A 21,045-nucleotide genomic window follows, 5' to 3' on the forward strand; every position below is an offset into this window, starting at 1 on the left:
CTCCCTCATGCGGACTGACCGGAGATTTAACCGGCCCTTTGGGTGCTGTCCGGATACCGGCGTGGCGTGAACACCAGTTGCCCCGCCGGGCGGTCCACGGCCCGGGTCTGCGACGAACCGATCAGCAGCAGGCAGCGCATGTCCACGGTCTCGGGATCGAGACCTGCCAGGGTGGTGACGGTGACCGACTCGCTCGGCCCGCCGACGTCGCGGCCGATCACGACCGGTGTCTCGGGGGAGCGGTGCTCGAGCAGGAGGTCCCGGGTCGCGGCGACCTGCCAGGTCCGCGACCTCGAGGCCGGGTTGTAGATCGCGATCGCCAGGTCGGCGGCCGCCGCGGCGGAGAGGCGGGCCGCGATCACGTCCCACGGCTTGAGCCGGTCCGACAGGGACAGCACGCAGTAGTCGTGGCCGAGCGGCGCGCCGGCCCGGCTCGCGACCGCCTGCGCGGCCGTCATCCCGGGCAGCACGTGGACGGCGATGTCGGCGTACTCCGGTTCCGCGGCGACCTCGGTGACCGCGCTGGCCATCGCGAACACGCCCGGATCGCCCGACGACACCACGACCACCCGGGACCCTTTGCGGGCCAGGTCGAGCGCGAACGCGGCCCGCTCGGACTCCACCTTGTTGTCCGACCCGTGCTTGCGCTGCCGGGCCCGGTCGGGCAGCCGGTCGACGTACGGGCCGTACCCGATCACGTCGTCGGCGGTGGCCAGTGCGGCGCGGACCTCGGGCGTCATCCACTCCGGACCGGCCGGGCCGAGACCGACCACGGTCACCGAGCCCTCCGGCGGGACCGTGGTCCGCGGTGCGGTGAACGTGTTGTTGATCGGGCTCGGCAGCAGCGCGAGGGAGAAGTACGGGACCGAGTCGGGATCCACGTCGGCCAGCTTCGCGGTCCGCTGCGCCTCGGTGGTCGCGCGTTCGACGTACCACGCCTCGTCCGCGCGACCGGCCAACTCGAACGCCTCCCGGACGTTGCCGAACGTGCGCCCGAGCTTCATCACGGCCGCCGCGTCGGTACCGCGCAGCCGCTCGGCGAGGACGTCGGGCGGCAGCGTCCCGGGGAGGACGGTCAGGATCTCGTCGCGCTCGCACAACGGCCGGCCGAGGACCGCGGCCGCCCCGCTCACCGAGGTCACGCCGGGCACGACCTCGCAGTCGTACCGGTCGACGAGCCGTTTGTGCATGTGCATGTAGGACCCGTAGAACAACGGGTCGCCCTCGGCCAGGACGACGACGTCGCGGCCCGCGTCGAGGTGTGCGGCGAGCCGTGCGGCGCAGTCGGCGTAGAAGTCGTCCATAGCGCCCTGGTAGCCGCCGGGGTGGTCCGTCGTCTCGGTAGTCAGCGGGTACATCAGGTGCTCCTCGAGCTGACCCTCCCGCAGGTACGGCGCCGCGACCGAGCGGGCGATGCTCCGGCCGTGCCGCGCGCTGTGGAACGCGATCACGTCGGCCGCGCCGATCAGCCGCGCGGCCTTCACCGTCACCAGTTCGGGGTCACCCGGGCCGAGCCCAACGCCCCACAGTCGTCCAGTCATTCGTCCTCGCTCGCGATCGCGTTGAGGGCGGCCGCGGTGATCGCGCTGCCACCCCGGCGGCCCCGGACCACCAGGTACTCCAGGCCGAGGTCGTTCGCCGCCAGCGCCTCCTTCGACTCGGCCGCGCCGATGAACCCGACCGGGATGCCGAGGACCGCGGCCGGCTTCGGCGCGCCCGCCTCGATCAGCTCTAGCAGCCGGAAGAGCGCGGTCGGGGCGTTGCCGATCGCAACCACCGAGCCCTCCAGCCGGTCCAGCCACAGGTCGAGCGCGGCGGCACTGCGGGTGGTCGCGTACTGCTCGGCGAGCGCGGGCACGGACGGGTCCCTCAACGTGCAGACGACCTCGTTGTCCGCGGGCAGCCGGCGCCGGGTCACTCCGGCCGCCACCATCGCGGCGTCGCAGAGGATCGGTGCTCCGGCGCGCATCGCCTTCCGCGCCGCGGCGACCACGTCCGGCGACCAGGCCAGGTCGGCGACCAGATCGGTCATGCCGCACGCGTGGATCATCCGGACCGCGACCTGGGCCACGTCCGCCGGCAGCCCGGCCAGCGCGGCCTCGGCCCGGATCGTCGCGAACGACCGCCGGTAGATCTCCGCCCCGTCGGTCACGTACTCGTACTTGCTCACCGCATCCTCATCACGCTCTGTTCGGCGGTCGCGGCGGGACCGCCGTCGACCGAGTACCCGTCGGCCAGCGCGAGCACGTCGACGAAGTCGCCGCCCGGCTGGCCACATCTGCGTTCACACCCCGACCAGTGCACCGCCCGATGGCGGGCCGGCAACCTGGGCGTCACCCGCCGGGCCTCGGCACGGACGTCGGCCAGCGCCTTCGCACACCCCGGCCGCCCGGCGCACGCGGTCACCTTGTTCCACGGCGACTCACTGTCCACCACGAGCCCCGCTGCCGCGATCCGCTCAACCACCTCGTCGTCGGCGAGACCAGGGAGGACCACGGATCGCCACGGCGTCACCCGCAGTCCGCGCACGGCGTACTGGGCGAGGACCTCGGCCTGCGGGCGCTCCAGGCTCCCGAGCGGGACCACGGCGACCAACGCGTCCGCGACGCGCCCCGCTCGTACCGGCTCGCCGGGCGCGAACTGCTCGGCCGTGCTGTTCTCGGTACTCATCCGAGCGAGCACTGCCTTGGGTCCCTGGGCCAACTCGGCCAGCCGCCATGCCGACGAGCCCTGCGCCGACCGCTCATCGAGGAACGCCACGGCCGCCTCTGCGAGAACGGTCGCCAGCCGCTCCGGCGTCACCCGGACTCCCGTGTCCTCACCGGCCAGCAGGAGGGCCGCCAGATCCGCATCGACCATCCGTACGCCGACGTCAGCGCCGGCCGTGGCCAGGTCACCTCGCCCGTCGTCCAGCGCGAACAGGAAGCGCCCGGGCAGCTCGACGTACCGAGGGTCGGCGCAGAGCAGCCGATCCAGCTCGGCTACGGCCGGCAGGACGTCGTACCGGCTGTGCTGGTCGAGTCCGGACAGGGGAGAGGCCAGGATGTTGCGGACGCGCTCGTGTGCGATCGACGGGAGCAGGCCCGCGGCGTACAGGCGGTCGGACAGCTCCTGGGGTGCGCCGGGCCGGAGTGCGCGGATCTGCAGATTCCCCCGCGACGTCAGCTCGAGCCGGCCGTCGCCCAGGTCGGTGGACGCTTCCAGGAGGACGCGCAGTTGGTCCGCGGTGAGCAGGCCGCCGGGCAGCCGTACTCGGGCGAGCCCGCCGTCGGCCGCTTCGTGCACAGCCAGAACGCCCGGACAACGGTCCGGTTGAGTCCTTCCAGAGCTGAGCACAGCCGAGATGCTACGTGCTCGGTTTCGCCTGTGGTCTGCGTCACCGCTCCCACCGGAGCAGCGCCGTGAGCGCCGCGGCCGCAAGCAGCCCGCCGCAGATCATCACCGCCGGTACCGAGACCAGGTCCACCACCAGCCCGCCCAGCAACGCTCCGGTCGACAGCATCGCCTGGAAGGTCGAGGTGAACACCACCGTCATCGCCTCGCGAGCCTGCGGCGCGACCCGGGCGAACAAGCTCATCGAGCACGCCGGCACAGCCCCGTACGCGAGCCCCCACACCACCAGCAACCCCACCGCCAAGGGCGTACTGCGCCCGACGATCGGCAGCAGCACAGTCGCAACGGCCAACAGCCCGCAGGCCGCCACGAAGGTCGCCCGCAGATCCCGGGAGATCCCCGCCCCGGCCAATGCGTTCCCCGCGAACCCGGCGACGCCGTACACCAGCAGCAGCACGCCCACCTGCTCGGAGGCCACGCCGGTGACGTCCAGCAGGAGCGGGGTGACGTACGTATAGGTGCCGAAGTGGGCGAGCACAATCATCGCGGTGACCACCATCGCCTGCTTGGTCTGCCGCTTCCTCAGCACGTCACGGAGTACACCTAGCCGGGTCACGTCCACGGGCGGCAGCGGCGGGGCGAGTACCAGGAGCGCGCCGAAGGACACCAGCGTGAGCAGGCCGAGAGTGGCGAAGGCCGTCCGCCACCCGGCCGCTTCGCCGAGCAGTGTTCCGGCCGGGACGCCGAGCACCGAGCCGAGCGGAACGGCGGCGAAGATCATCGCGGTCGCCCGGGCCACCGCGTGCGGCGGGACGAGCCGGACCGCCAGCCCGGCGCCGATCGACCAGAAGCCACCGATCACCAGCCCGACCAGGACCCGAGCGGCCAGCTCCAGCCAGTACGCCTCGGCGGCCGCGGCCAGCGCGTCGGACAACGCCAGCACGGCGAGGAGGGCGGCCAGCATCGATCGTCGATCCAGCCGGCGGGTCGTCACCGTGACGATCGGCGCCGCGACGGCCGCGACCAGCCCCGGGATCGTCATCAGCCACCCGGTCCGGCCCGGCGTCAGCGCGAAGTCGTCCCCGATCAGGGGCAGCAGGCCGATCGGCAGGATCTCGGCGGTCACGATCGTGAAGATGCCGAGCGTCACCGAGCAGACGGCCGCCCACGCGCGCAGCGGCGTCCGGGGAAGCGGAGGGGCGGTGGATTCCGAAAGAGCCATGTCGGCCAGTCCAGCCTGGCCGAGCCGTCGACACCGGCGGTTTCGCGACAGTGCGGTTCCACGGCGATGACGTTGTCGCATTCCCGCCGATCGCTGCCGTCGACGGAGATCGTTCGGTAGTAGATGGTTTGTCAGTAGAATGACTGGATGGCCACCACCCCTGTGCGGACCGTTCCCGATCTGACCGGCTTGCTCAAGCATGCCGGGCACGTGCTCGAGACCCAGCTGACGGCCGCGTTGGCCGAGGTCGGGCTCACGCCCCGGATGCAGTGTGTGCTGCTCTACGCCCTCGAGGAGGAGCGGACCCAGGTCCAGCTGGCCGAGCTCGCGTACCTGGACAAGACCACGATGGTCGTCACGGTGGATGCCTTGGAAAAGGCAGGTCTCGCCGAGCGCAAGCCCTCGGAGACCGACCGGCGGGCGCGCATCGTCGCGGTCAGCGAGGCCGGTGCCCGGGCTGCCGAGGAGGGCCAGCGGATCGTGGACCGGGTGCACGGCGAGGCGCTGGCCGCCCTCGCCGCGTCGCAGCGCGGGCCGTTCGCCGACGCCCTGGCCGAACTGGTCGGCCACCACCTCGCGACGCCGGTCGAGGCGCAGCCGGTCCGGCGGGCCAGGCAGCGGGCAAAGTAGTCAATAAATAGATCGTCTACTACGGAACTATCTGCTAACGTCTCTCTTGTCCTGCCCTGCTGACAAGGAGACGAACGGTGACCTCAGAGGTGAACGCGGCACCTGGCCGCGATAGTGGAGAAGCGGCCACCGGGCCGGCCGGGCCGGCCGGGCCGGCCGGGCCGGCCGGGCCGGCCGAGCTGCGACGGCGGGCGCGCGTGCTGGCGGTGCTGTGCGCGATGCAGCTGATGATCATCCTCGACGGCACCGTGGTGACGGTCGCGCTGCCGACGATCCAGGCCGACCTCGGGTTCAGTCAGGCCGGGCTCGCCTGGGTGATGAACAGCTACCTGATCGCGTTCGCCGGGTTGCTCCTGCTGGCCGGACGGCTGGGTGACCTGCTCGGCAGCAAGCGGGTGTTCCTGGCCGGGCTCGCGCTGTTCACCGCCGCCTCGCTGGTCTGCGGGATCGCGACGAACGCGGAGACCCTGATCGCGGGCCGGTTCGCCCAGGGCGTCGGTGGCGCGCTGGCGTCGGCGGTGATCCTCGGCATGATCGTCGGGCTGTACCCCGCGCCGGGCGAGCAGGCCCGGGCGATGGGTGTTTACAGCTTCACCTCGGCCGGCGGCGCGTCGGTCGGCCTGGTCGTCGGCGGCGTGATCACGCAGACCGTCGGCTGGCACTGGGCCTTCCTCGTCAACGTGCCGATCGGACTCGTCGCCCTGCTGCTCGCGGCACGGTTGATCACTACCGGCCGTGGCCTCGGTCTGGCCCAGGGGGCCGATCTGCTTGGCGCCGTCCTGGTCACGGCCGGTCTGTCGCTCGCGGTCTACACGATCGTCCAGACCGCCGAACCGCACGCCGAGACCGGGCGCACGCTGCTGCTGGCCGGGATCGCGCTGGTCCTGCTGGCCGGCTTCGTCCTCCGGCAGGCCCGCGCCGCGCAGCCGTTGCTCGCGCTGCGCATCTTCCGCGACCGCCAGGTGTCGGTGGCGAACGTGGTGGTCGTGCTGATGTTCGCGGCCGGCTTCGGCTTCCAGTTCATGACCGCGCTGTACCTCCAGCGGGTGCTCGGCTTCGACTCCCTCGCCACCGGTCTCGCCTTCCTGCCGGGCCCGGTGACGATCGGGCTGATGTCGCTGTTCGTCGCCGGGCGGCTCACGGTCCGCTTCGGCAGCCGGAAGGTCCTGCTGGCCGGCCTGACCGCCTTCTTCGCCGCCCTCGTCCTGCTCGGCCAGGCGCCGGTCGACGGCCAGTACTGGCTGCATGTCGCGCCGGTGCTGACCTTGATGGGTGCGGGCATGGGCGTCGCGATCCCGTCCGCGATCATGCTCGCGATGTCCGGCGCCGAAGCCACCGACGCCGGTCTCGCCTCCGGCCTGAACAACACCGCCCAGCAGGCAGGAGCGGCGGTGGGTACCGCGGTCCTGGCCACCCTCGCGGCCTCCCGGACCACGGAACGCCTCGGCGCCGGCGCCCCTGAGGTCGCCGCCCTCCGCGACGGCTACAGCCTCGCCTTCCTCGTCGCTGCCGCGTTCGTCCTCGCGGCCATCGCCCTGACCGCCACGCAGCTCAAGCCGAAGGCCTGATCGCTCACCTCCGGTGCCGTCACCGTCGACGGCACCGGAGGCGTCCGAACTACTTCAGCCGGTTCCAGAAGCTGCAGTGGTGTTCGTCGGTCAGGTTGACCTGGTGGACGCCGCTCTGGTCGGACGGGGCGAGCGAGAGGCCCTTCACGTCACCACGGTCAACCGGTGACCAGTACGGGCGGTCCGGTCCGTTCGGGTTGCCGGTGCGGGCGAAGGCGGTCCAGTAGTCGAGCATCTGCTCCGACAACCGCTCCTGGGTCGGGCTCAGCGGGAAGTCGTAGCCGCCGAGGCTGAACAGGTACGGCAGCTCGGTCGCGTGCGCGGCGCCCTGGCCCGGCTGGGACAACGGCGACTTCTTGTCCGCGAACTCGTACGCGTACACCGGGACCTTCCGGGCTGCGTCCTGGTCCGTAGCGACCTGGTTGCAGGACCACACGCGATCGGTGGTGACGGTGGCCCAAGCAGCGGCCGCCGACTCGTACTGCGAGAGCGGGTACTCCCGCAGTACCGCGGCCGCCTTCTTCGCGCCCACCATGTCGGTCACGAGGCGCGGGTAGTCGGCAGCGGTGATGACGCCGCCGTTGAACGCGGCCAGCCACCCGGTCGCCTCGTCGTGGTTGTTGCCGGACAACACGGGCACCCGGTGGAACCACCCGGCGTCCATCGCCTTCGCCGGGCTCACCGGAAGCACCGCGGTCCCGCCGTACGCGACCTGCGTGAACTGCTGCGTGTCCTCCACCAGGACGGCGGGATCAGCGGCGCGCAGGCAGTCGATGGTGGACTGACCAGGTCGGCACTTCAGCTTGTCCTTCGCCTCCTTGGTCCACTCGGCACCGTTCTCCTGCACTCGGCGCACGGGGATCCACGGCGAGTCGGCCGCCTGGCCCGGGTACTGGCTGTTGTCGGCCCAGTCGAACGCGCACGAGCCGCTCTGCATGACGGCGCGGTCGAACAACCCGGTCGCCGTGGGAGAGGTGAGCTGCGTACACACGCTCATCCCCCCGGCCGACTCACCCGCCACGGTGACGTTGCGCGGGTCACCGCCGAACGCGCGGGCGTTGCGCTGGACCCAGCGGAGCGCGGCCTGCTGGTCCTGCACGCCGTACGTCCCGGAGCCCGGCAGACCCGGGTAACCGAAGAATCCGAAGATGCCGAGGCGGTAGTTCACCGTGACCACGACCACGTCGCCGCGGGTCGCCATCTTCGCGGCCCCGTAGCTGTTGCCCGCTCCGGAGAAGAAGCCGCCGCCGGGGATCCACACCACCACGGCCCGTGGTTTCGTGGCCTGCTGCGTGGCTGTGGTGACGTTGAGATAGAGGCAGTCCTCGGTGGTCGAACCACCGGGCGCCTCGGGGTTGTCCAACTGCGGACAGGCCGCGGAGAGCTTCGTCGCATCGCGGACGCCCTGCCACGGCTTGACCGGCTGCGGCGCCTTCCAGCGAAGCTCCCGCACCGGGGGAGCGGCGTACGGGATGCCGTTGAACACCCGGGCAGCACCTGACACCTTTCCGCGGACAACGCCCGCGTCGGTACGTACGTCGGTGCTCGTGTCGGCCTGGTCGGGGGCGGCGGTGGCTCGATTGGTCAACAGCGCAAGCGGTACCAGCGCGAGCGCCAGGGCGAGTCGCAGCTTCTTGCTAGTGGTCCTTGTCATGCACAGCAGCCTCGGCCGAAGCGGGACGCACTCGCTTCGGCCTGGCGGCCACTGTGCCTACACCTTTGGTCTAAGTGGTCAGCGCCGTAAGTTCGTCGGGGGTTACTGGGGCTTCCGGGCTGTGGGGTCGTTCAGGTAGGAGCCGGCACAGCGGCAGCGTGGTGCCGTCTGCCAGTTGTCCGTCGACGTAGGCGAAAGGGCCGCGGTAGCGAACGTTGACACCGGTCAGGGCCGGCCAGCGTTCGCGGGCGCGGGCCCGTAGCCGTTGGCCGAGCGAGGTCTTGGTGGATTGTGGGGGCGTCGCCATGTCGTCCATGCTGCCGGATCGGCGTGTCCGCACGGCCGCTCGGCGACGACGAGTACGTGATCTCCTCCGATGAGAAGACCTCGATCCAGGCCCGCTTCCGCTGCCACCCCACCCTGCCACCAGGGAAAGCCCGGATGATGCGGGTCAACCACGACTACGTCCGCGGTCTTCCCCTCCTGCAACACCACCCGCAATCCCGACACGGTCGCGCGCACGCTACTGGAGTCGCGAGGCATCCGTTCGTCAGCGTCAACGGCGGCTTCCCGGACTCCAAGGCTCCGGTCTACTCGACCGACGACCGCGCGCGGCCGAACTGGCGGTCGGGCACCTGTACGATCTCGGTCGCCGGCGGATCGGCATCTGCGCCGGCCCGGTCAGCAACATCCCCGCCGACCGCCGCGTCGAGGGTTTCGTCCAGGCCATGGACCGCCGCGACCTCGCCGGCTCCGAGGAGCTCCTCGCCGCCGGCGTCACCGCGATCATCGCCGGCAGCGAGGAAATGGCCCTCGGCGCCATCCGTGCCGTCCAGCGCGCAGGCCGGTGCGTCCCCGCCGACATCTCGGTCGTCGGCTACGACGACTCTCCGATGCTCGACTTCACCACCCACCCCTGACGACCGTCCGCCAGCCGGTCGACCGCATCGCCGACAACACCGCCCGCGCCATCGTCGCGATGATGAGTAACACCCCCGTCGACACGGACGAGATCTTCATCGACCCCGAACTCCGTGTGCGGTCGTCCACGGGCCCGGTCCCGACCTGACCTGCCGGGGGAAACTGTTAACCGTCAGTCAGGCGGTTGTGATGAGAGGTATCGCGTGGATTGTGGGGATCTCGGCCTGCGGACGGTCGCTGCTAACACCTTCGCGTCCCGGATCGACTACCTGACACAATGCAAGTCGAGTCCGCGGGCCCGCGGGAGGTAGACATGGATCGGCATCGCGACGCGGTACCGAGATGTGACGCTGACGTCACGGACATTGCTGCGCAGTACCTGAAGCACAAGGACGCGATGTTCCGGGTTGCTCACTCCCTGCTGCGGCAGGATGACCGGCACCTTGCCGAGGACATCGTCCAGGAAGCGGTGCTCTCGCTCGTGAGAAATCCGCCGAGTAGTGTCGAGAGCTGGGGAGGGCTCTTCGTTCAGACGGTGAAGCGGAAGATCTTCGACCTGTGGAAGTCGTCCGCGCGGACGCACGAGCGCCTTGTCATCGACGACGCGACTCCACTCGAGGACGAGCCGGACGGCGATCATCAGGATCTAGACCCCGCGGTTGTCGTCGCGGAGATCGACGAGCGCGAAGCTCGCGCGGTTTTGGTTCGGGCGAGTCTGGCGGAGCTCGCGCGAACGGATCCGGAGGGCGCCCGCATCCTCTGGGAGGTGAAGGCGCTGGAGCGCACCTCGGGCGAAGTGGCAACCGAGATGGGCGTCTCCGCCTCCAGGGTCCGGCAGCACATTATGAGGGCGCGGAAGAAGCTGGCAGAAATCATCGAAGCGAGAGGAGGTGCTCTGTGAGCGGGAACGAGTTCGACGAGAGGGACGAACTGTTGGAGCAACTGCTCGAGACACCGCCTGGCCCAGAACGCGACCGGCAGCTTGCGGAGCTCGATGACCAAGAACGTTCGGCGTTCGAGCGCCTTGAGAAGCTCGACAATCTAGTGTGGGAGTCGGCCCACGGCGCCCCACCTCTTCAGGCCGACCCTGTTGCGGCAATGCTGGGGCTTGTGCCGGATCAGTCGTTCCGGCTCGACGCCGCCGCATTCACTCAGTGGTGCTCTCGCAACAAGCTGAAGCCGACGAAGCTTGCGGAGCGACTCCGAAGGCGAGGTTGGGAGGTCGAGACCTCCGACATCTTCCGCTGGCGGACCAGCGTCGCCTCCGACGTCTCTCCGGCACTGATTCGCGCGATCGCTGAAGAGATCGGAACCAGCCCGGACAATCTGGTGGCAGCCCCAGCAGTGAAGCAGAGCGCGCTGGACACCGTGGCGGACCTCGTAGCAGTCACCAAGCGTTTCAGCGACCTTGTCCAGAGGTTCGCCCTCGCCCAGCGGATCTCCCCGGCCATGGCGCAGACGGTGTTGCGCACGAGGATGCTGTCGTCGGCCCAACGTGGACGCGAGCCCGAAGCCGAGCAGATGCTCGATTCGCTGGAAGCACTTGTCCGAGCACTCGAAACAAGTTGACCGTGCAGACTCTTGACGACTGCGTAGAGGCCGCGACGGCCACCTTGTCTGCTCAGGTGATCGCGCGGTTTTCGACTGACCCGCTGCAGACGATGCGCGGCGATCTGGGACTGCAGGTGCAGGAGGCCGCACATCTCAGTGAACGGCGAGACGATGGTGGCGCGTGCGATGGACTGTCGTTCTTGAAGGACGGGGTCATCCTCTACGCGCCGACGCCCAATAGCCGCAGGCAGAACTTCACCCTGGCGCACGAGGTCGGTCACTGGCTTGTCAACAACGTCGAGGAGATCTTCGACTGGCTCGTCGAGCAGCATAAGCCCGAGCAGATGCTGGAGACCCTGTGCGATCGGATCGCCCAACGTCTTCTGCTGAGTGAAGAATCAACGCTGTTGGTCGTAGGCGTCGGTCCGCTTCGCCGCCCGTCATGTCAAGGAGCTGTACGAGTCGAGTATGGCGAGCATGCCTGCCTGCGCGATCGCCCTCGCGGCCCACCTGCCTGGAGTCGGAGCCGTCATCTTGGTCGACCGCGAGTACGCCACCGGAGCCATGATCGTGAGTTACGCCAGCGTTCGCCCAGACCCGGACCGCGGCTGGCCGAAGGTCTACCCCTGGCCGAAGCAGCCGGTGCCGGCTGAGCACCCTCTGAGCTTCCTCAAGGCCGGCGCCGATATGCAGCGGCAGGCCTTCTGGGCGATGCCGTGGGGCGAACGAGCCGACTTCTACATGGACGCGATCGCGCTTGACGAGAAGCGCTCCATCGCGATCCTGTCCGATATCGACCTCTGGGGAGCTGAGAAGTTCCACCCGCAGACCCAGCGCGACTACGACCAGCGGCCGGAGCGTGAGGTGACCTGCTGCGGCCAGACCCGCCGCGTGCGGAGCTTCCCGTGTCAGACCTGCGAGGAAGTGCATTGCCCCGACTGCGGTAAGTGCCGCTGCGACCGCCAGAACGCCGCCCTCGTCATGTGCAGTGGCGGCTGCTTCTTGTCCTACCGACCGAATCTCCTAGATGCGACCGGTCGCTGCGAGGAGTGCCGCTAACACCCCGGCCGCCTGTCTCGACTACATGGTGAGAGGACGCTGGCAGTCCCAGCGGTTCTCGCGGGACCTGGACGCGTCCGACGCGGACCAGTAGCTGGAGCACGGATCACCAGCTCACAGCAGCACCATGACATCGAGATTCGGGAGCACCATGAACGACGAGCAAGAGCACGAGAAGCGTAAGAAGGTCACTATCACCATCGACGGCCAGTCCTTCGTCACGCGCGACGACGACCAGGAGGCGGCGTCGCTGCTGCGTCTGGCCGGCGTCGACCCGGCGCAGTATGACCTCGCCAAGATCAACCGTCACGGCGAGCCCAAGGTGTACCGCGACGAGAAGGTCATCGACCTGAAGGACGGCGACGCGTTCGTCACCGTGCGCCACAGCGCCCCAGTCGCCTGATGACCGGCCGGCCTTCCCCCACCGACGGGGTCACCCGGTTCATCGCCGACCTCGACGAGGAAGGCCACAACCCGTCCCGCTACGCCGAGACCGTCCGCTACACGGTCACCTGCGTAGCGGGCCGGTACGCAGGTCAGGAGGTCGAGACCGGCGTCAGCATCAGCGAACTCCAAGGATGGCCGAGCGTCCCGCCGCACTGGATCCACCTGCGCGACGAGGTGAACTTCCCCCAGACCAACACCGACAGCCAGGACTGCGAGCCTGGGTGGCGCCGTCACTCCCGCGATACGGGTCCGTGGACGATGAACCGCAAACCGATCCTGACCTGGATCTCACACGTCCGGGGAATGCTAGGACAGGCGGTCTGACATGCACACTCACTCGGTGGCGATGACCGCGACCGACCACCAGGACCTGACCCGTCACCTTCTCCGCCCCGATGGCCAGGAGGACATCTGCCTGGCCACGTACTCGGTCTCCACGGGCGCCCACCGCACCAGCCGGTTGATCACGAGTGTCGAGCTGCCCCGCGCCGGCGAGCGCGAGGTCCACGGCAACGCGTCCATCACCGGCGGCTACGTACTTCGGGTCGCTGCCCAGGCAACTCGTCGGGGCAGCGGTGTCGTGATGCTCCACAGCCATCCTGGTGGTCGGGGCTGGCAGCGGATGAGTACACAGGACGCCGACGCCGAGTCGTCGTACGCCGACCTCGTTCAACAGCTCACGGGGATGCCGCTGGTCGGCATGACGCTGGCAGGCAACGAGTCGTGGTCGGCCCGCGTCTGGACGGAAGGCCGTGCCGAGTGGGCGGCATCGGTGCGGCGTGTCGGACGGACGCTGGTCACTTCGTGGAACGACGAGTTGATCCCGTCCATTGCCGACACCACGACCCAGGCCCGGACGATCTCCGCCTGGGGAGAGGCGCTGCATCGCGACATCACCCGCCTGCGAGTCCTGGTCGTCGGTGTCGGAAGCGTCGGACTCGATGTCGTCCAACGTCTCGCCGCCACGGGCATCCTCGAGATCGGAGTCATGGACTTCGATCGCATTGAGACGCTAAACCGGGACCGCATGATCGGAGCGACGCGCCGCGATGCCCGACTTCGTCGCCCCAAGGTCGACGTCGCCGCACGCCTCGCCCGACAGGCCTCCACGGCGAAGACGTTCACCGTCACCCGCCACCACGACAGTGTCTGCTCACCCACTGGCCTGGCAGATGCCCTCGATTACGACGTCATCTTCAGCTGCGTCGACAGGCCATGGCCCCGGGCAGTGCTCAACACCGTCGCGTACGCCGACCTGATCCCGGTCATCGACGGTGGGATCGCCATCGACGTCTTCGAGTCCGGCGGAATGCGTGGCGCCACGAGACGAGCGCAAACCGCAACACCTGAAATGCCCTGCCTCGCATGCACGGGGCAGGTCGACATGACCGAGGTCGCGCTCGAGATGAGCGGCGATCTGGACGACCCTGAGTACATCCGCAGGGCCGGTCGAGACTCGGTGTCCGGCCGGCCCAACGTGGCGGCTCTGTGCGCAGCCGTCAGCGGCAGCCAGTTGGAGCAGTTCGTCAGCCTGGTCGCCCATCCGGCCGGACTCGGTGTGCCGAGTGCTCTGCGCTTCAGCCTCGCGCTGCACCACCTCGAGCACCTCCCTCACCAAACGCAGCCGTACTGCCCGACCGAAAGCCAGATCGCCGTGGGGGATGCGCGTACCGATCTGCGGCGGGACGGCTCGTGGCAGCACTTCCGACGGGGACTGAGGGGCCGGTTCAACGAGGTCGTCGACTATTGGCTGGAGGCGATCGCCAACTCCGGGCGCTGAGCGGCCAGCTTCAGCCGACGACCGCGCTTGGGGTCTGGATCTGAGTGAGCGCTTCGATGGTCGGGGACTTGACCACGCCTCGGACGAGTGCCTGGCGTACGCGTTCATCGGCCCTTGCTTGCAGACGCACTGCCTGGCCCAGCAGGATGCACGGGAGAAGTAGAGTGAACAGGCACCACACGCTCCAGAGTGCGGATGCAACGACCGCCAGGGCGATCAGCGGGATGAAGATGCTGAACCTCAGCTCAGCTTCGGATCGAAGGCGGTCGTAGTCGTTGTAGAGCGTCTCCCTCTCGATCTGCAATCGGGTCACCAACGCGTCATGATCGTCGGTTGCTGACAGGGTCAAGGCAGACGTAAGAGCGCGGCGCTGACGAGACCGATCCAATTCCTGCTCGGACAGGCCGGCGTTCAGTGCCCGTTGCTCATCGGTCGGATCGACGTCGACGTGATCGAGGATCTCCTGCAGTTGGTCCCTGAACAGCTGAGGGAGGTCTCGGCGGCCGATCAGGGCCCTCGCTCCGCGATCGTTGGCCTCGAGCGTCGCTGCTTGCTCGGCTACCCAGACGGTCAACTGATCGCGGGCAGAGTCCCGACCAGCCTTCAGCACCTTCAGCAACCCCTCGGGCATTTTGATCGTTCGGATCGTCACGATCGACCCGAGCAGGTACGCCGCAAAGGAGACAGCGGCCAGGACCGCGGGCGGGCCGAGCAGTTCGGCGAGGTCGTGGATCCTGTTCAGTAGACGACTGTCGGTCTCTGCAGGGAGCAGTCGATCCTTGCCGAAGGCAAGCCAGATCGTCAGGAAATACAGGTAGCCTGTCGTAAGCGGCGTACGGAGATCTCGAAGGCCTGGCAAAATGGACGCGAGCATGCGGAGAACACTAAGGGGACGATCGCTACTCGCCAGTTGGTCGTGGTAAGGCGGGCTCGCGGCGAGACGACGTCAACCACCGGCGGTCGCTTGGGCATCCGCCTGCGGCTACCCCGCCGGCACCGCCAAGGAAGCACTCGACTGCGCCTGCGGCCTCTACCTGAACGACCCCACAGCCCGGAAGCCCCAGTAACTCCCGACGAACTTACGGCACTGACCACTAAGCCAGCAGCACAGGTTGTCGTTGGGGCTACCGGTGATTTCGGCGCAGAAGGTACGTGTCCATGATCCAGCCCTTGCGCTCGCGTGCCTCGGCCCGGACCCGCTCGATCTCGTCGGCCACCTCGGCGACCTTGCCCGCGATCAGCAGCTCGTCCGGAGTGCCCAGGTAGGCGCCCCAGTAGATGTCGGCGTCCTGGTCGGTGTGCTCGGTGAGCGCGGTCTGCGCGTCCAGCATCACCACCACGTCGTCGACACCGTCCGGCCAGGCCTGCGCGAGCCGGCGGCCGGTGGTGACCTGGATCGGCTTGCCGACCTGGTTCAGCCCGATCCGGTGTTTCGCCGCGAGCGCCGAAACGCTGCTGATCCCCGGAATCACCTCGACGTCGAATCGCAGCTCCCCGCGGCCGAGAATGTCCTCGAGAATCGCCAGCGTGCTGTCGTAGAGGGAAGGGTCGCCCCAGACCAGGAAGGCGCCGGTCCCTTCCTCGGTCAGCTCCCGCGCGATCAGCGCCGCGCACACCTCCGCGCGACGCCGGCGCCAGTCGTCCACCGACTCCACGTACGCGTCGCTGCTGCGGTCGCGGTCCGGGTCCCGGCCGACGACGACCCGGTGCTCGCCCGCGTGCCGGCGCAGGATCTCCGTCCGCAGGTCGACGAGCTCCTGTTTGACCTCGCCCTTGTCGAGCACGAAGAACACGTCCGTCGCCGCGATCGCCCGGGCGGCCTGCAGGGTCAGGTGGTCCGGATCCCCGGCCCCGATCCCGATCACCTTGATCTCCATGCCGGTGAGCCTATGCCGGACCCGGCCGGGCACGTCCGGCCGGGGGTTTGTCGGGCCGGGTAGTGGCTGCTAATTTAGCAGTCAGTGCCCGCCGACCGGCCGGGGCGAGAGCTGGAGGGGCCACGTGCCGACTGCCGAGGAGATGCTCAGTACCGCGTCGGTCGTTGCCCTGGGCGCCTGCCTGCGCCGGGCCGACCCGGCGAACCGCTTCGCCCGCGTGCGCACGGTCCCGCCGGAGCTGGCAGCCGCGTCGTTCAGCGAACGCGGCCGGCTGGTGCGCGAGGCGTTGCTCGCCGACCTGCCCGAGGACTTCGCGTCGCTGGACCGGGTCATCCGGGCCGCGTTGCCGGACCCGGCGTTCACCGGCTGGATGATCTGGCCGGTCACCGAGGCGGTCGCGGTCCGGGCGGTCGCGCGGGACGAGTTCGAGGCTGGGCTCGTCCTGCTGGCCGAGCTGACGCCGCGGCTGACCGCGGAGTTCGCGCTGCGCATCTTCCTCACCGCGGACCTGGACCGGACCCTCGCGGTGGTGACGAAGTGGGCCGACCACCCGGACGAGCACGTCCGCCGGTTGGCGAGCGAGGGGACCCGGCAGCGGCTGCCGTGGGCGAAGCAGGTGCCGCAGTTGTTCGAGCGGACCGACGTGACCCGGCCGATCCTGGAAGCGCTGCGCGCCGACGACTCGGAGTACGTGCGCCGGTCGGTCGCCAATCACCTGAACGACCTGAGCCGGACCGATCCCGCCCTCGCGGTGGAGATCGCGGGCGACTGGCTGGCTGACCCGGTCGACACCACGGCCCAGCTCGTCCGGCACGCCTTGCGCACGCTGATCAAGGCGGGTGACCCTGCTGCCCTGGAGTTGCTCGGCTATCGCCCGCCGACCGCGCTGGTGGTGGACGGGCCGGTGCTCGGGGCAACGGCTGTCGTGGTCGGGGAGACCCTCGCCTTCTCGTTCGACGCCCGCAACGACGGGCCGGACGAGGTACGGCTGGCGATCGACTACGTGGTGCACCACGTCAAGGCGAACGGGACGCTCGCGCCGAAGGTCTTCAAGCTGACCACCCGCACGCTCGGTCCGGGCGAGTCCACGTCGATCGCGAAACGGCACTCGTTCAAGCCGATCTCGACCCGCCGGTACCACGCCGGCGAGCACGCCCTCGAACTGCAGATCAACGGCCGCCCGTTCGGTCGCGCCGTGTTCACCCTGGCCCTGGAGGAGGACCGATGACGATCCCGACCCCGCCCGATCCGCACATCGCCGGAGTGGTCGCCCCCTGATCGTCAGCGGAACGGCCGTGACCCGGCCACTGGAAACACCGTGTGCGGTGGCGGGCGACGCTCCGAACCAGCTCACGCCCGGATGACCATCGCCAGGCCCTGGCCGACACCGATGCACAACGTCGCCAGGCCGTACCCACCGCCGCGTCGGCGGAGTTCGTGCGCGAGCGTGGTGAGGATGCGGGTCCCGGAACTGCCGAGGGGATGGCCGAGGGCGATCGCTCCACCGTTCACGTTCACCTTGTCCGGGGCCAGCGCCGGCCATTGCCCAAGGCAAGCAAGGCTCTGGGCGGCGAACGCCTCGTTGAGCTCGACCAGGGTCAGGTCCGGCCAGCCGATCCCGGCCCGATGGAGCGCCTTGTTCGATGCCTCGACCGGCCCGATCCCGAAGTACCGCGGGTCGACGGCGTGGACCGCGCGGCTCACGATCCGGGCCATCGGCTCGCGGCCCAGCCGCCGCGCGGTGGCTTCCGAAGCGATCAGGACAGCCGATGCGCCGTCGTTGAGCGGGGCGGCATTGCCGGCGGTGACAGTACCGCCGGAGGATCGGAAGGCCGGTTCGAGTCCGGCCATCTTCTCGGGGGTACCGCCGTCGCGGACGGACTCGTCGCGGGTGAGTCGGGGGCCGTCGACGCCGAGGCGTTCCCACGGTACGAGCTCGGCGTCGAAGGTCCCGGCGGACCAGGCACTGGCCGCCTTCTGGTGGCTTGCCAGGGCGAACAGGTCCTGGGCCGCGCGGGTGATGCCGTACTTCTCGGCGAGGAGCTCGGTCGCCTCGCCGAGAGAGACCGTCCATCGCGGCGGCATCTTCGGATTGACCAGGCGCCAGCCGAGTGCGGTGGACTCCGCGGTGAGACTGCCGGCCGGGTAGGCCTTGCCGGGTTTCGGCAGGACCCAGGGTGCGCGGCTCATCGACTCCACCCCACCGGCGACGACCAGCTCCGCGTCGCCCGTCTCGATCGCCCGGGCGGCCTGGATCGCGGCTTCGAGGCCGGATCCGCAGAGCCGGTTGACGGTGGTACCGGGAACGCTGGTGGGGAAGCCGGCGAGCAGCACGGCCATCCGGGCGACGTCGCGATTCTCCTCACCGGCCCCGTTCGCGTTGCCGAGGATCACGTCGTCGAGCTCGGCCGGGTCCGTGTCCGTCCGGTCGACGAGCTCCTTGACGGTGGCGGCCGCGAGGTCGTCGGGGCGAGCGTTCGCGAGGGCGCCACCGAACTTGCCGACGGGCGTACGCACCGCGTCCAGGATGAGGGCGGATCTCATCGGCGTGCTCCTTCCAGGCGGGCGACTCGGTCAGACATCGAGGTCCTCCCGATCCCGCAATCGCCGCAGGGCGGTCAGTTCCAGCTCGGTGGGCGGCTCGACGAGCTTGATGCTGTCGGCAACTTTCAGGTCCCAGCCGGTGGCCCGGCGGGCCTGGTCGGTGCTGACGCCGGGATGCAGCCGGGTCAGGGTCAGCTCGTTGCTGCCCGGGTCCGGCTCGAGGACGCCGTGATCGGTGATGACGAGGGTGGGACCGGCTCCGGTGGCCCGGCGTTCGCGGCCGGTCGGGCCGTACCCGACCGAGCTGACGAAGTCGAGCTGCTCGACGAACGTCCGGGCCGACTGGCGGACGATCACGATCACCCGCCGGGCCGATGCTGCGATCTCCGGTGCTCCGCCGGCACCGGGGAGCCGGATCATCGGCTGGTCGTGCGGACCGATGACGGTGGTGTTGAGGTTCCCGTAGCGGTCCAGCTGGGCGGCGCCCAGGAACCCGACGTCGATCCGGCCGGCGCCGACCCAGTAGTTGAACATCTCCGGTACCGACACCATCGCGGTCGCGGTCGCGGCCAGGTCGTCGTCGCCGATCGACAGTGGGAGCCGCTGCGGCCGGGCGTCGATCGCGCCGGACTCGTAGACGAGCCGGACGTTCGGCGCGTGGGTCCGGCGGGCCAGGTTGGCGGCGAGATTGGGCGGGCCGACCCCGACCAGACACACGTCGCCGTCGGTGAGTTCGCGGGCGGCCGCGATGGTCATCAGGTCCGCGCTGGTCCAGGGCTCAGACAAGGTCGTTCTCCTCGGCCCAGGCGAGGAACTTCGCGCGATCCCGGGCGATCTCGTCCCACTGCTGGTAGAAGCTGTTGTCCCGCACGGAGTAGCCGGCCGCGTACGACGGCCACGCGCCGCCTGGTACGACGCAGACGGCGGACAGGACCCAGCTCGGCAGGACCACGGCGCCGGTCCGCTCGGGGAACACGTCGACGACCTCCTCCACCGTGACGATCGCCCGCTCGGCGGCGAGGACCGCCTCCCGCTGGACCCCGGTGATGCCCCAGAACATGACGTTCCCGTCGCGATCGGCCAGCTGGGCGTGGATCACGGTGACATCCGGGTTCACGGCGCGAACCGCCGCCAGCTCCTCACCGGTGAACGGGCAGGTGACCCGGTCGACGATGTCCCGCTGATCTTCGAGGTCGGTGCCGCGGTAGCCACGCAGTACCGCGAAAGGCAGTCGCGCGGCGCCCGCCACGTACGCGTTGGCCAGGCCTGCGTGGCTGTGCTCGTGGACGGCCAGCCGGTGCGGCCAATGGTGTTCGACAGCGTCCCGCAACCGGTGCAGCGACCCGACGCCCGGATTGCCGCCGTAGGAGAACACGAGCTCGTCCACGATGCCGAGGCCGATCAGCTGGTCGTACACGAGGTCGGGCGTCATCCGGACCAGCTTCAGGTGCCGGCGTCCCTGCCGGGCGAGTTCGTGCGCGGCAGCGAACGGGATGAGGTGGGTGAAGCCTTCGAGCGCCACCAGGTCGCCGTCGTGGACATGGGTGGCGATCGCTTCGCCGAGAGGGACTGGACGTGGCATCAGCAGCTCCGCTAGTATTTCGCTGAGCGAAATAATCTTCTTTCAACGAAGTGATGGTAACTGATGGCCGATGCCGCGTCCACGGGGACCTTCCTGCAGGGCTTGGAGCGGGGGCTGGCGGTGATCCGCGCGTTCTCCGCGGACGCGCCGGCGCTGACCCTCAGCGAGGTGGCCCGCGAGGTCGGTATCACGCCGGCGACGGCCCGGCGAATCCTGCTGACGCTGGCGGAGCTCGGGTACGTCCGCAGCGACGGCCGCCGGTTCTCCCTGACACCTAGGGTCCTCGCGCTCGGCTGGGCCTATCTGTCGTCGCTGGACTTCGCCGAGCTCGCGGGCCCGTTCCTGGAGGAGCTCAGTGCTGAGACCCGCGAGTCCTGCTCGATCGCGACCCTCGACCTCCCCGACATCGTGTACGTCGCCCGGGTTCCCACCAGCCGCATCATGACCGTCGCCCTCGGCGTCGGCGCCCGCCTCCCCGCGTACGCGACCTCGATGGGGCGGGTCCTGCTCGCCGACCTGCCCGACGAGGACCTCGCGTCCTACCTCGCCGCCCTCACTCCCGAGCCGCTGACGCCGCACACCCTGACGACCACCTCAGCCCTGTACGACGCCGTCCTCGCCGCTCGCGCCGACGGCTACGCCCTGGTCGACGAAGAACTCGAGCTCGGCCTCCGCTCCATCGCCGCCCCGATCCACAACCCGCGGGGCCAGGCCGTGGCCGCCCTCAACGTCTCGGCCCACGCCTCCCGCTCCACCCCGGACTCCCTCCGCGCCACAGTCCTCCCGCTCCTCCAGCAGGCTGCCGCTCAGATCAGCACCGCGCTCAGCCAGCGCGGCCGGCTCTGACGACAGGAGCTTCGTGGGCTCGGTGTTGGGA

20 protein-coding genes and 1 pseudogene are annotated in these 21,045 nt (G+C 69.6%); 11 read left to right on the forward strand and 10 right to left on the reverse strand.

The window, feature by feature from the left end:
- Positions 1–26: 26 nt before the first annotated feature.
- The 4 genes from FB561_RS32220 to FB561_RS32235 all read right to left on the reverse strand — a co-directional run bounded on the left by FB561_RS32220 (position 27) and on the right by FB561_RS32235 (position 4,555).
- Complete coding sequence (locus FB561_RS32220) at positions 27–1,541, reverse strand: precorrin-2 C(20)-methyltransferase (protein WP_145813811.1); 1,515 nt, start codon at positions 1,539–1,541, stop codon at positions 27–29.
- Positions 1,538–2,170 carry a precorrin-8X methylmutase gene (locus FB561_RS32225; RefSeq protein WP_145813812.1) on the reverse strand — a complete coding sequence of 211 codons (633 nt, stop codon included), beginning with the start codon at positions 2,168–2,170 and terminating at the stop codon, positions 1,538–1,540. The genes FB561_RS32220 and FB561_RS32225 overlap by 4 nt, the downstream gene beginning before the upstream one ends.
- Positions 2,167–3,285, reverse strand: coding sequence for a nitrite/sulfite reductase (locus FB561_RS32230; protein ID WP_238335259.1), 1,119 nt, complete (start codon positions 3,283–3,285; stop codon positions 2,167–2,169). The genes FB561_RS32225 and FB561_RS32230 overlap by 4 nt, the downstream gene beginning before the upstream one ends.
- A 91-nt stretch (positions 3,286–3,376) precedes the next feature.
- Positions 3,377–4,555, reverse strand: a complete 1,179-nt coding sequence (locus FB561_RS32235) for an MFS transporter (RefSeq protein WP_145813814.1) — start codon at positions 4,553–4,555, stop codon at positions 3,377–3,379.
- 147 nt (positions 4,556–4,702) lie between these two features.
- Here FB561_RS32235 and FB561_RS32240 point away from each other — a divergent pair, with 147 nt between their 5' ends.
- Together FB561_RS32240 and FB561_RS32250 are read left to right on the forward strand one after the other, a co-directional pair.
- Positions 4,703–5,185, forward strand: a complete 483-nt coding sequence (locus tag FB561_RS32240; RefSeq protein WP_145813815.1) for a MarR family winged helix-turn-helix transcriptional regulator — start codon at positions 4,703–4,705, stop codon at positions 5,183–5,185.
- A gap of 197 nt (positions 5,186–5,382) precedes the next feature.
- Positions 5,383–6,753, forward strand: a complete 1,371-nt coding sequence (locus tag FB561_RS32250; RefSeq protein ID WP_238335260.1) for a DHA2 family efflux MFS transporter permease subunit — start codon at positions 5,383–5,385, stop codon at positions 6,751–6,753.
- A 49-nt stretch (positions 6,754–6,802) separates the two neighbouring features.
- Here the strand turns inward: FB561_RS32250 and FB561_RS32255 are convergent, their stop codons facing one another.
- Positions 6,803–8,407, reverse strand: coding sequence for a carboxylesterase/lipase family protein (locus FB561_RS32255; protein ID WP_145813816.1), 1,605 nt, complete (start codon positions 8,405–8,407; stop codon positions 6,803–6,805).
- Positions 8,408–9,072: 665 nt separating this feature from the next.
- Here FB561_RS32255 and FB561_RS38860 point away from each other — a divergent pair.
- From FB561_RS38860 to FB561_RS32300, 7 genes and pseudogenes are all read left to right on the forward strand, one after another.
- Positions 9,073–9,476, forward strand: a pseudogene (locus tag FB561_RS38860) (substrate-binding domain-containing protein).
- Positions 9,477–9,641: 165 nt separating this feature from the next.
- Entirely contained in the window at positions 9,642–10,229 is a 588-nt protein-coding gene (locus FB561_RS32270) for an RNA polymerase sigma factor (RefSeq protein ID WP_170284907.1), read from the forward strand.
- Positions 10,226–10,897: a hypothetical protein gene (locus FB561_RS32275; protein WP_145813820.1), complete on the forward strand. Its 672-nt coding sequence runs from the start codon at positions 10,226–10,228 to the stop codon at positions 10,895–10,897. Before FB561_RS32270 ends, FB561_RS32275 begins: the two co-directional genes overlap by 4 nt.
- Positions 10,898–11,347: 450 nt before the next feature.
- Entirely contained in the window at positions 11,348–11,938 is a 591-nt protein-coding gene (locus FB561_RS32285) for a hypothetical protein (protein ID WP_238335261.1), read from the forward strand.
- 151 nt (positions 11,939–12,089) lie between these two features.
- On the forward strand, positions 12,090–12,341 hold the full coding sequence (locus tag FB561_RS32290) for a multiubiquitin domain-containing protein (RefSeq protein ID WP_145813823.1): 252 nt from the start codon (positions 12,090–12,092) through the stop codon (positions 12,339–12,341).
- Complete coding sequence (locus tag FB561_RS32295) at positions 12,341–12,709, forward strand: hypothetical protein (RefSeq protein ID WP_145813824.1); 369 nt, start codon at positions 12,341–12,343, stop codon at positions 12,707–12,709. The genes FB561_RS32290 and FB561_RS32295 overlap by 1 nt, the downstream gene beginning before the upstream one ends.
- 22 nt (positions 12,710–12,731) lie before the next feature.
- Positions 12,732–14,165, forward strand: coding sequence for a ThiF family adenylyltransferase (locus FB561_RS32300; RefSeq protein ID WP_238335296.1), 1,434 nt, complete (start codon positions 12,732–12,734; stop codon positions 14,163–14,165).
- Positions 14,166–14,175: 10 nt separating this feature from the next.
- Here the strand turns inward: FB561_RS32300 and FB561_RS32305 are convergent, their stop codons facing one another.
- Both FB561_RS32305 and cobF read right to left on the reverse strand, forming a co-directional pair.
- Positions 14,176–15,039, reverse strand: coding sequence for a hypothetical protein (locus tag FB561_RS32305; protein ID WP_145813826.1), 864 nt, complete (start codon positions 15,037–15,039; stop codon positions 14,176–14,178).
- 250 nt (positions 15,040–15,289) lie between these two features.
- Complete coding sequence (gene cobF / locus FB561_RS32310; RefSeq protein WP_145813827.1) at positions 15,290–16,042, reverse strand: precorrin-6A synthase (deacetylating); 753 nt, start codon at positions 16,040–16,042, stop codon at positions 15,290–15,292.
- 124 nt (positions 16,043–16,166) lie between these two features.
- On the opposite strand from cobF, the gene FB561_RS32315 reads away from it, so the two are divergent.
- Positions 16,167–17,270 carry a DNA alkylation repair protein gene (locus tag FB561_RS32315; RefSeq protein ID WP_170284909.1) on the forward strand — a complete coding sequence of 368 codons (1,104 nt, stop codon included), beginning with the start codon at positions 16,167–16,169 and terminating at the stop codon, positions 17,268–17,270.
- Positions 17,271–17,392: 122 nt separating this feature from the next.
- Here FB561_RS32315 and FB561_RS32320 read toward each other — a convergent pair whose 3' ends face one another.
- From FB561_RS32320 to FB561_RS32330, 3 genes are read right to left on the reverse strand one after another with little or no spacing between them, the layout of a single operon-like run.
- Complete coding sequence (locus FB561_RS32320) at positions 17,393–18,586, reverse strand: thiolase family protein (protein ID WP_145813828.1); 1,194 nt, start codon at positions 18,584–18,586, stop codon at positions 17,393–17,395.
- Positions 18,587–18,616: 30 nt separating this feature from the next.
- Entirely contained in the window at positions 18,617–19,372 is a 756-nt protein-coding gene (locus tag FB561_RS32325) for a CoA-transferase subunit beta (RefSeq protein ID WP_202880966.1), read from the reverse strand.
- Positions 19,365–20,168, reverse strand: a complete 804-nt coding sequence (locus FB561_RS32330; RefSeq protein WP_145813829.1) for a CoA transferase subunit A — start codon at positions 20,166–20,168, stop codon at positions 19,365–19,367. The genes FB561_RS32325 and FB561_RS32330 overlap by 8 nt, the downstream gene beginning before the upstream one ends.
- Positions 20,169–20,231: 63 nt before the next feature.
- Between FB561_RS32330 and FB561_RS32335 the strand changes: the two genes are divergently transcribed.
- Complete coding sequence (locus tag FB561_RS32335) at positions 20,232–21,014, forward strand: IclR family transcriptional regulator domain-containing protein (protein WP_145813830.1); 783 nt, start codon at positions 20,232–20,234, stop codon at positions 21,012–21,014.
- The last annotated feature ends 31 nt before the right edge of the window (positions 21,015–21,045 follow it).

Source organism: Kribbella amoyensis (assembly GCF_007828865.1).
Taxonomy (GTDB): Bacteria; Actinomycetota; Actinomycetes; order Propionibacteriales; family Kribbellaceae; genus Kribbella; species Kribbella amoyensis.

Coding starts and splice junctions, on each gene's coding strand:
- FB561_RS32240 (WP_145813815.1), top strand. CDS start 4,703: ATGGCCACCACCCCTGTGCGGACCGTTCCCGATCTGACCGGCTTGCTC.
- FB561_RS32255 (WP_145813816.1), bottom strand. CDS start 8,407: ATGACAAGGACCACTAGCAAGAAGCTGCGACTCGCCCTGGCGCTCGCG.
- FB561_RS32300 (WP_238335296.1), top strand. CDS start 12,732: ATGACCGCGACCGACCACCAGGACCTGACCCGTCACCTTCTCCGCCCC.
- FB561_RS32305 (WP_145813826.1), bottom strand. CDS start 15,039: ATGCTCGCGTCCATTTTGCCAGGCCTTCGAGATCTCCGTACGCCGCTT.
- FB561_RS32270 (WP_170284907.1), top strand. CDS start 9,642: ATGGATCGGCATCGCGACGCGGTACCGAGATGTGACGCTGACGTCACG.
- FB561_RS32320 (WP_145813828.1), bottom strand. CDS start 18,586: ATGAGATCCGCCCTCATCCTGGACGCGGTGCGTACGCCCGTCGGCAAG.
- cobF (WP_145813827.1), bottom strand. CDS start 16,042: ATGGAGATCAAGGTGATCGGGATCGGGGCCGGGGATCCGGACCACCTG.
- FB561_RS32290 (WP_145813823.1), top strand. CDS start 12,090: ATGAACGACGAGCAAGAGCACGAGAAGCGTAAGAAGGTCACTATCACC.
- FB561_RS32285 (WP_238335261.1), top strand. CDS start 11,348: ATGGCGAGCATGCCTGCCTGCGCGATCGCCCTCGCGGCCCACCTGCCT.
- FB561_RS32235 (WP_145813814.1), bottom strand. CDS start 4,555: ATGGCTCTTTCGGAATCCACCGCCCCTCCGCTTCCCCGGACGCCGCTG.
- FB561_RS32220 (WP_145813811.1), bottom strand. CDS start 1,541: ATGACTGGACGACTGTGGGGCGTTGGGCTCGGCCCGGGTGACCCCGAA.
- FB561_RS32295 (WP_145813824.1), top strand. CDS start 12,341: ATGACCGGCCGGCCTTCCCCCACCGACGGGGTCACCCGGTTCATCGCC.
- FB561_RS32330 (WP_145813829.1), bottom strand. CDS start 20,168: ATGCCACGTCCAGTCCCTCTCGGCGAAGCGATCGCCACCCATGTCCAC.
- FB561_RS32335 (WP_145813830.1), top strand. CDS start 20,232: ATGGCCGATGCCGCGTCCACGGGGACCTTCCTGCAGGGCTTGGAGCGG.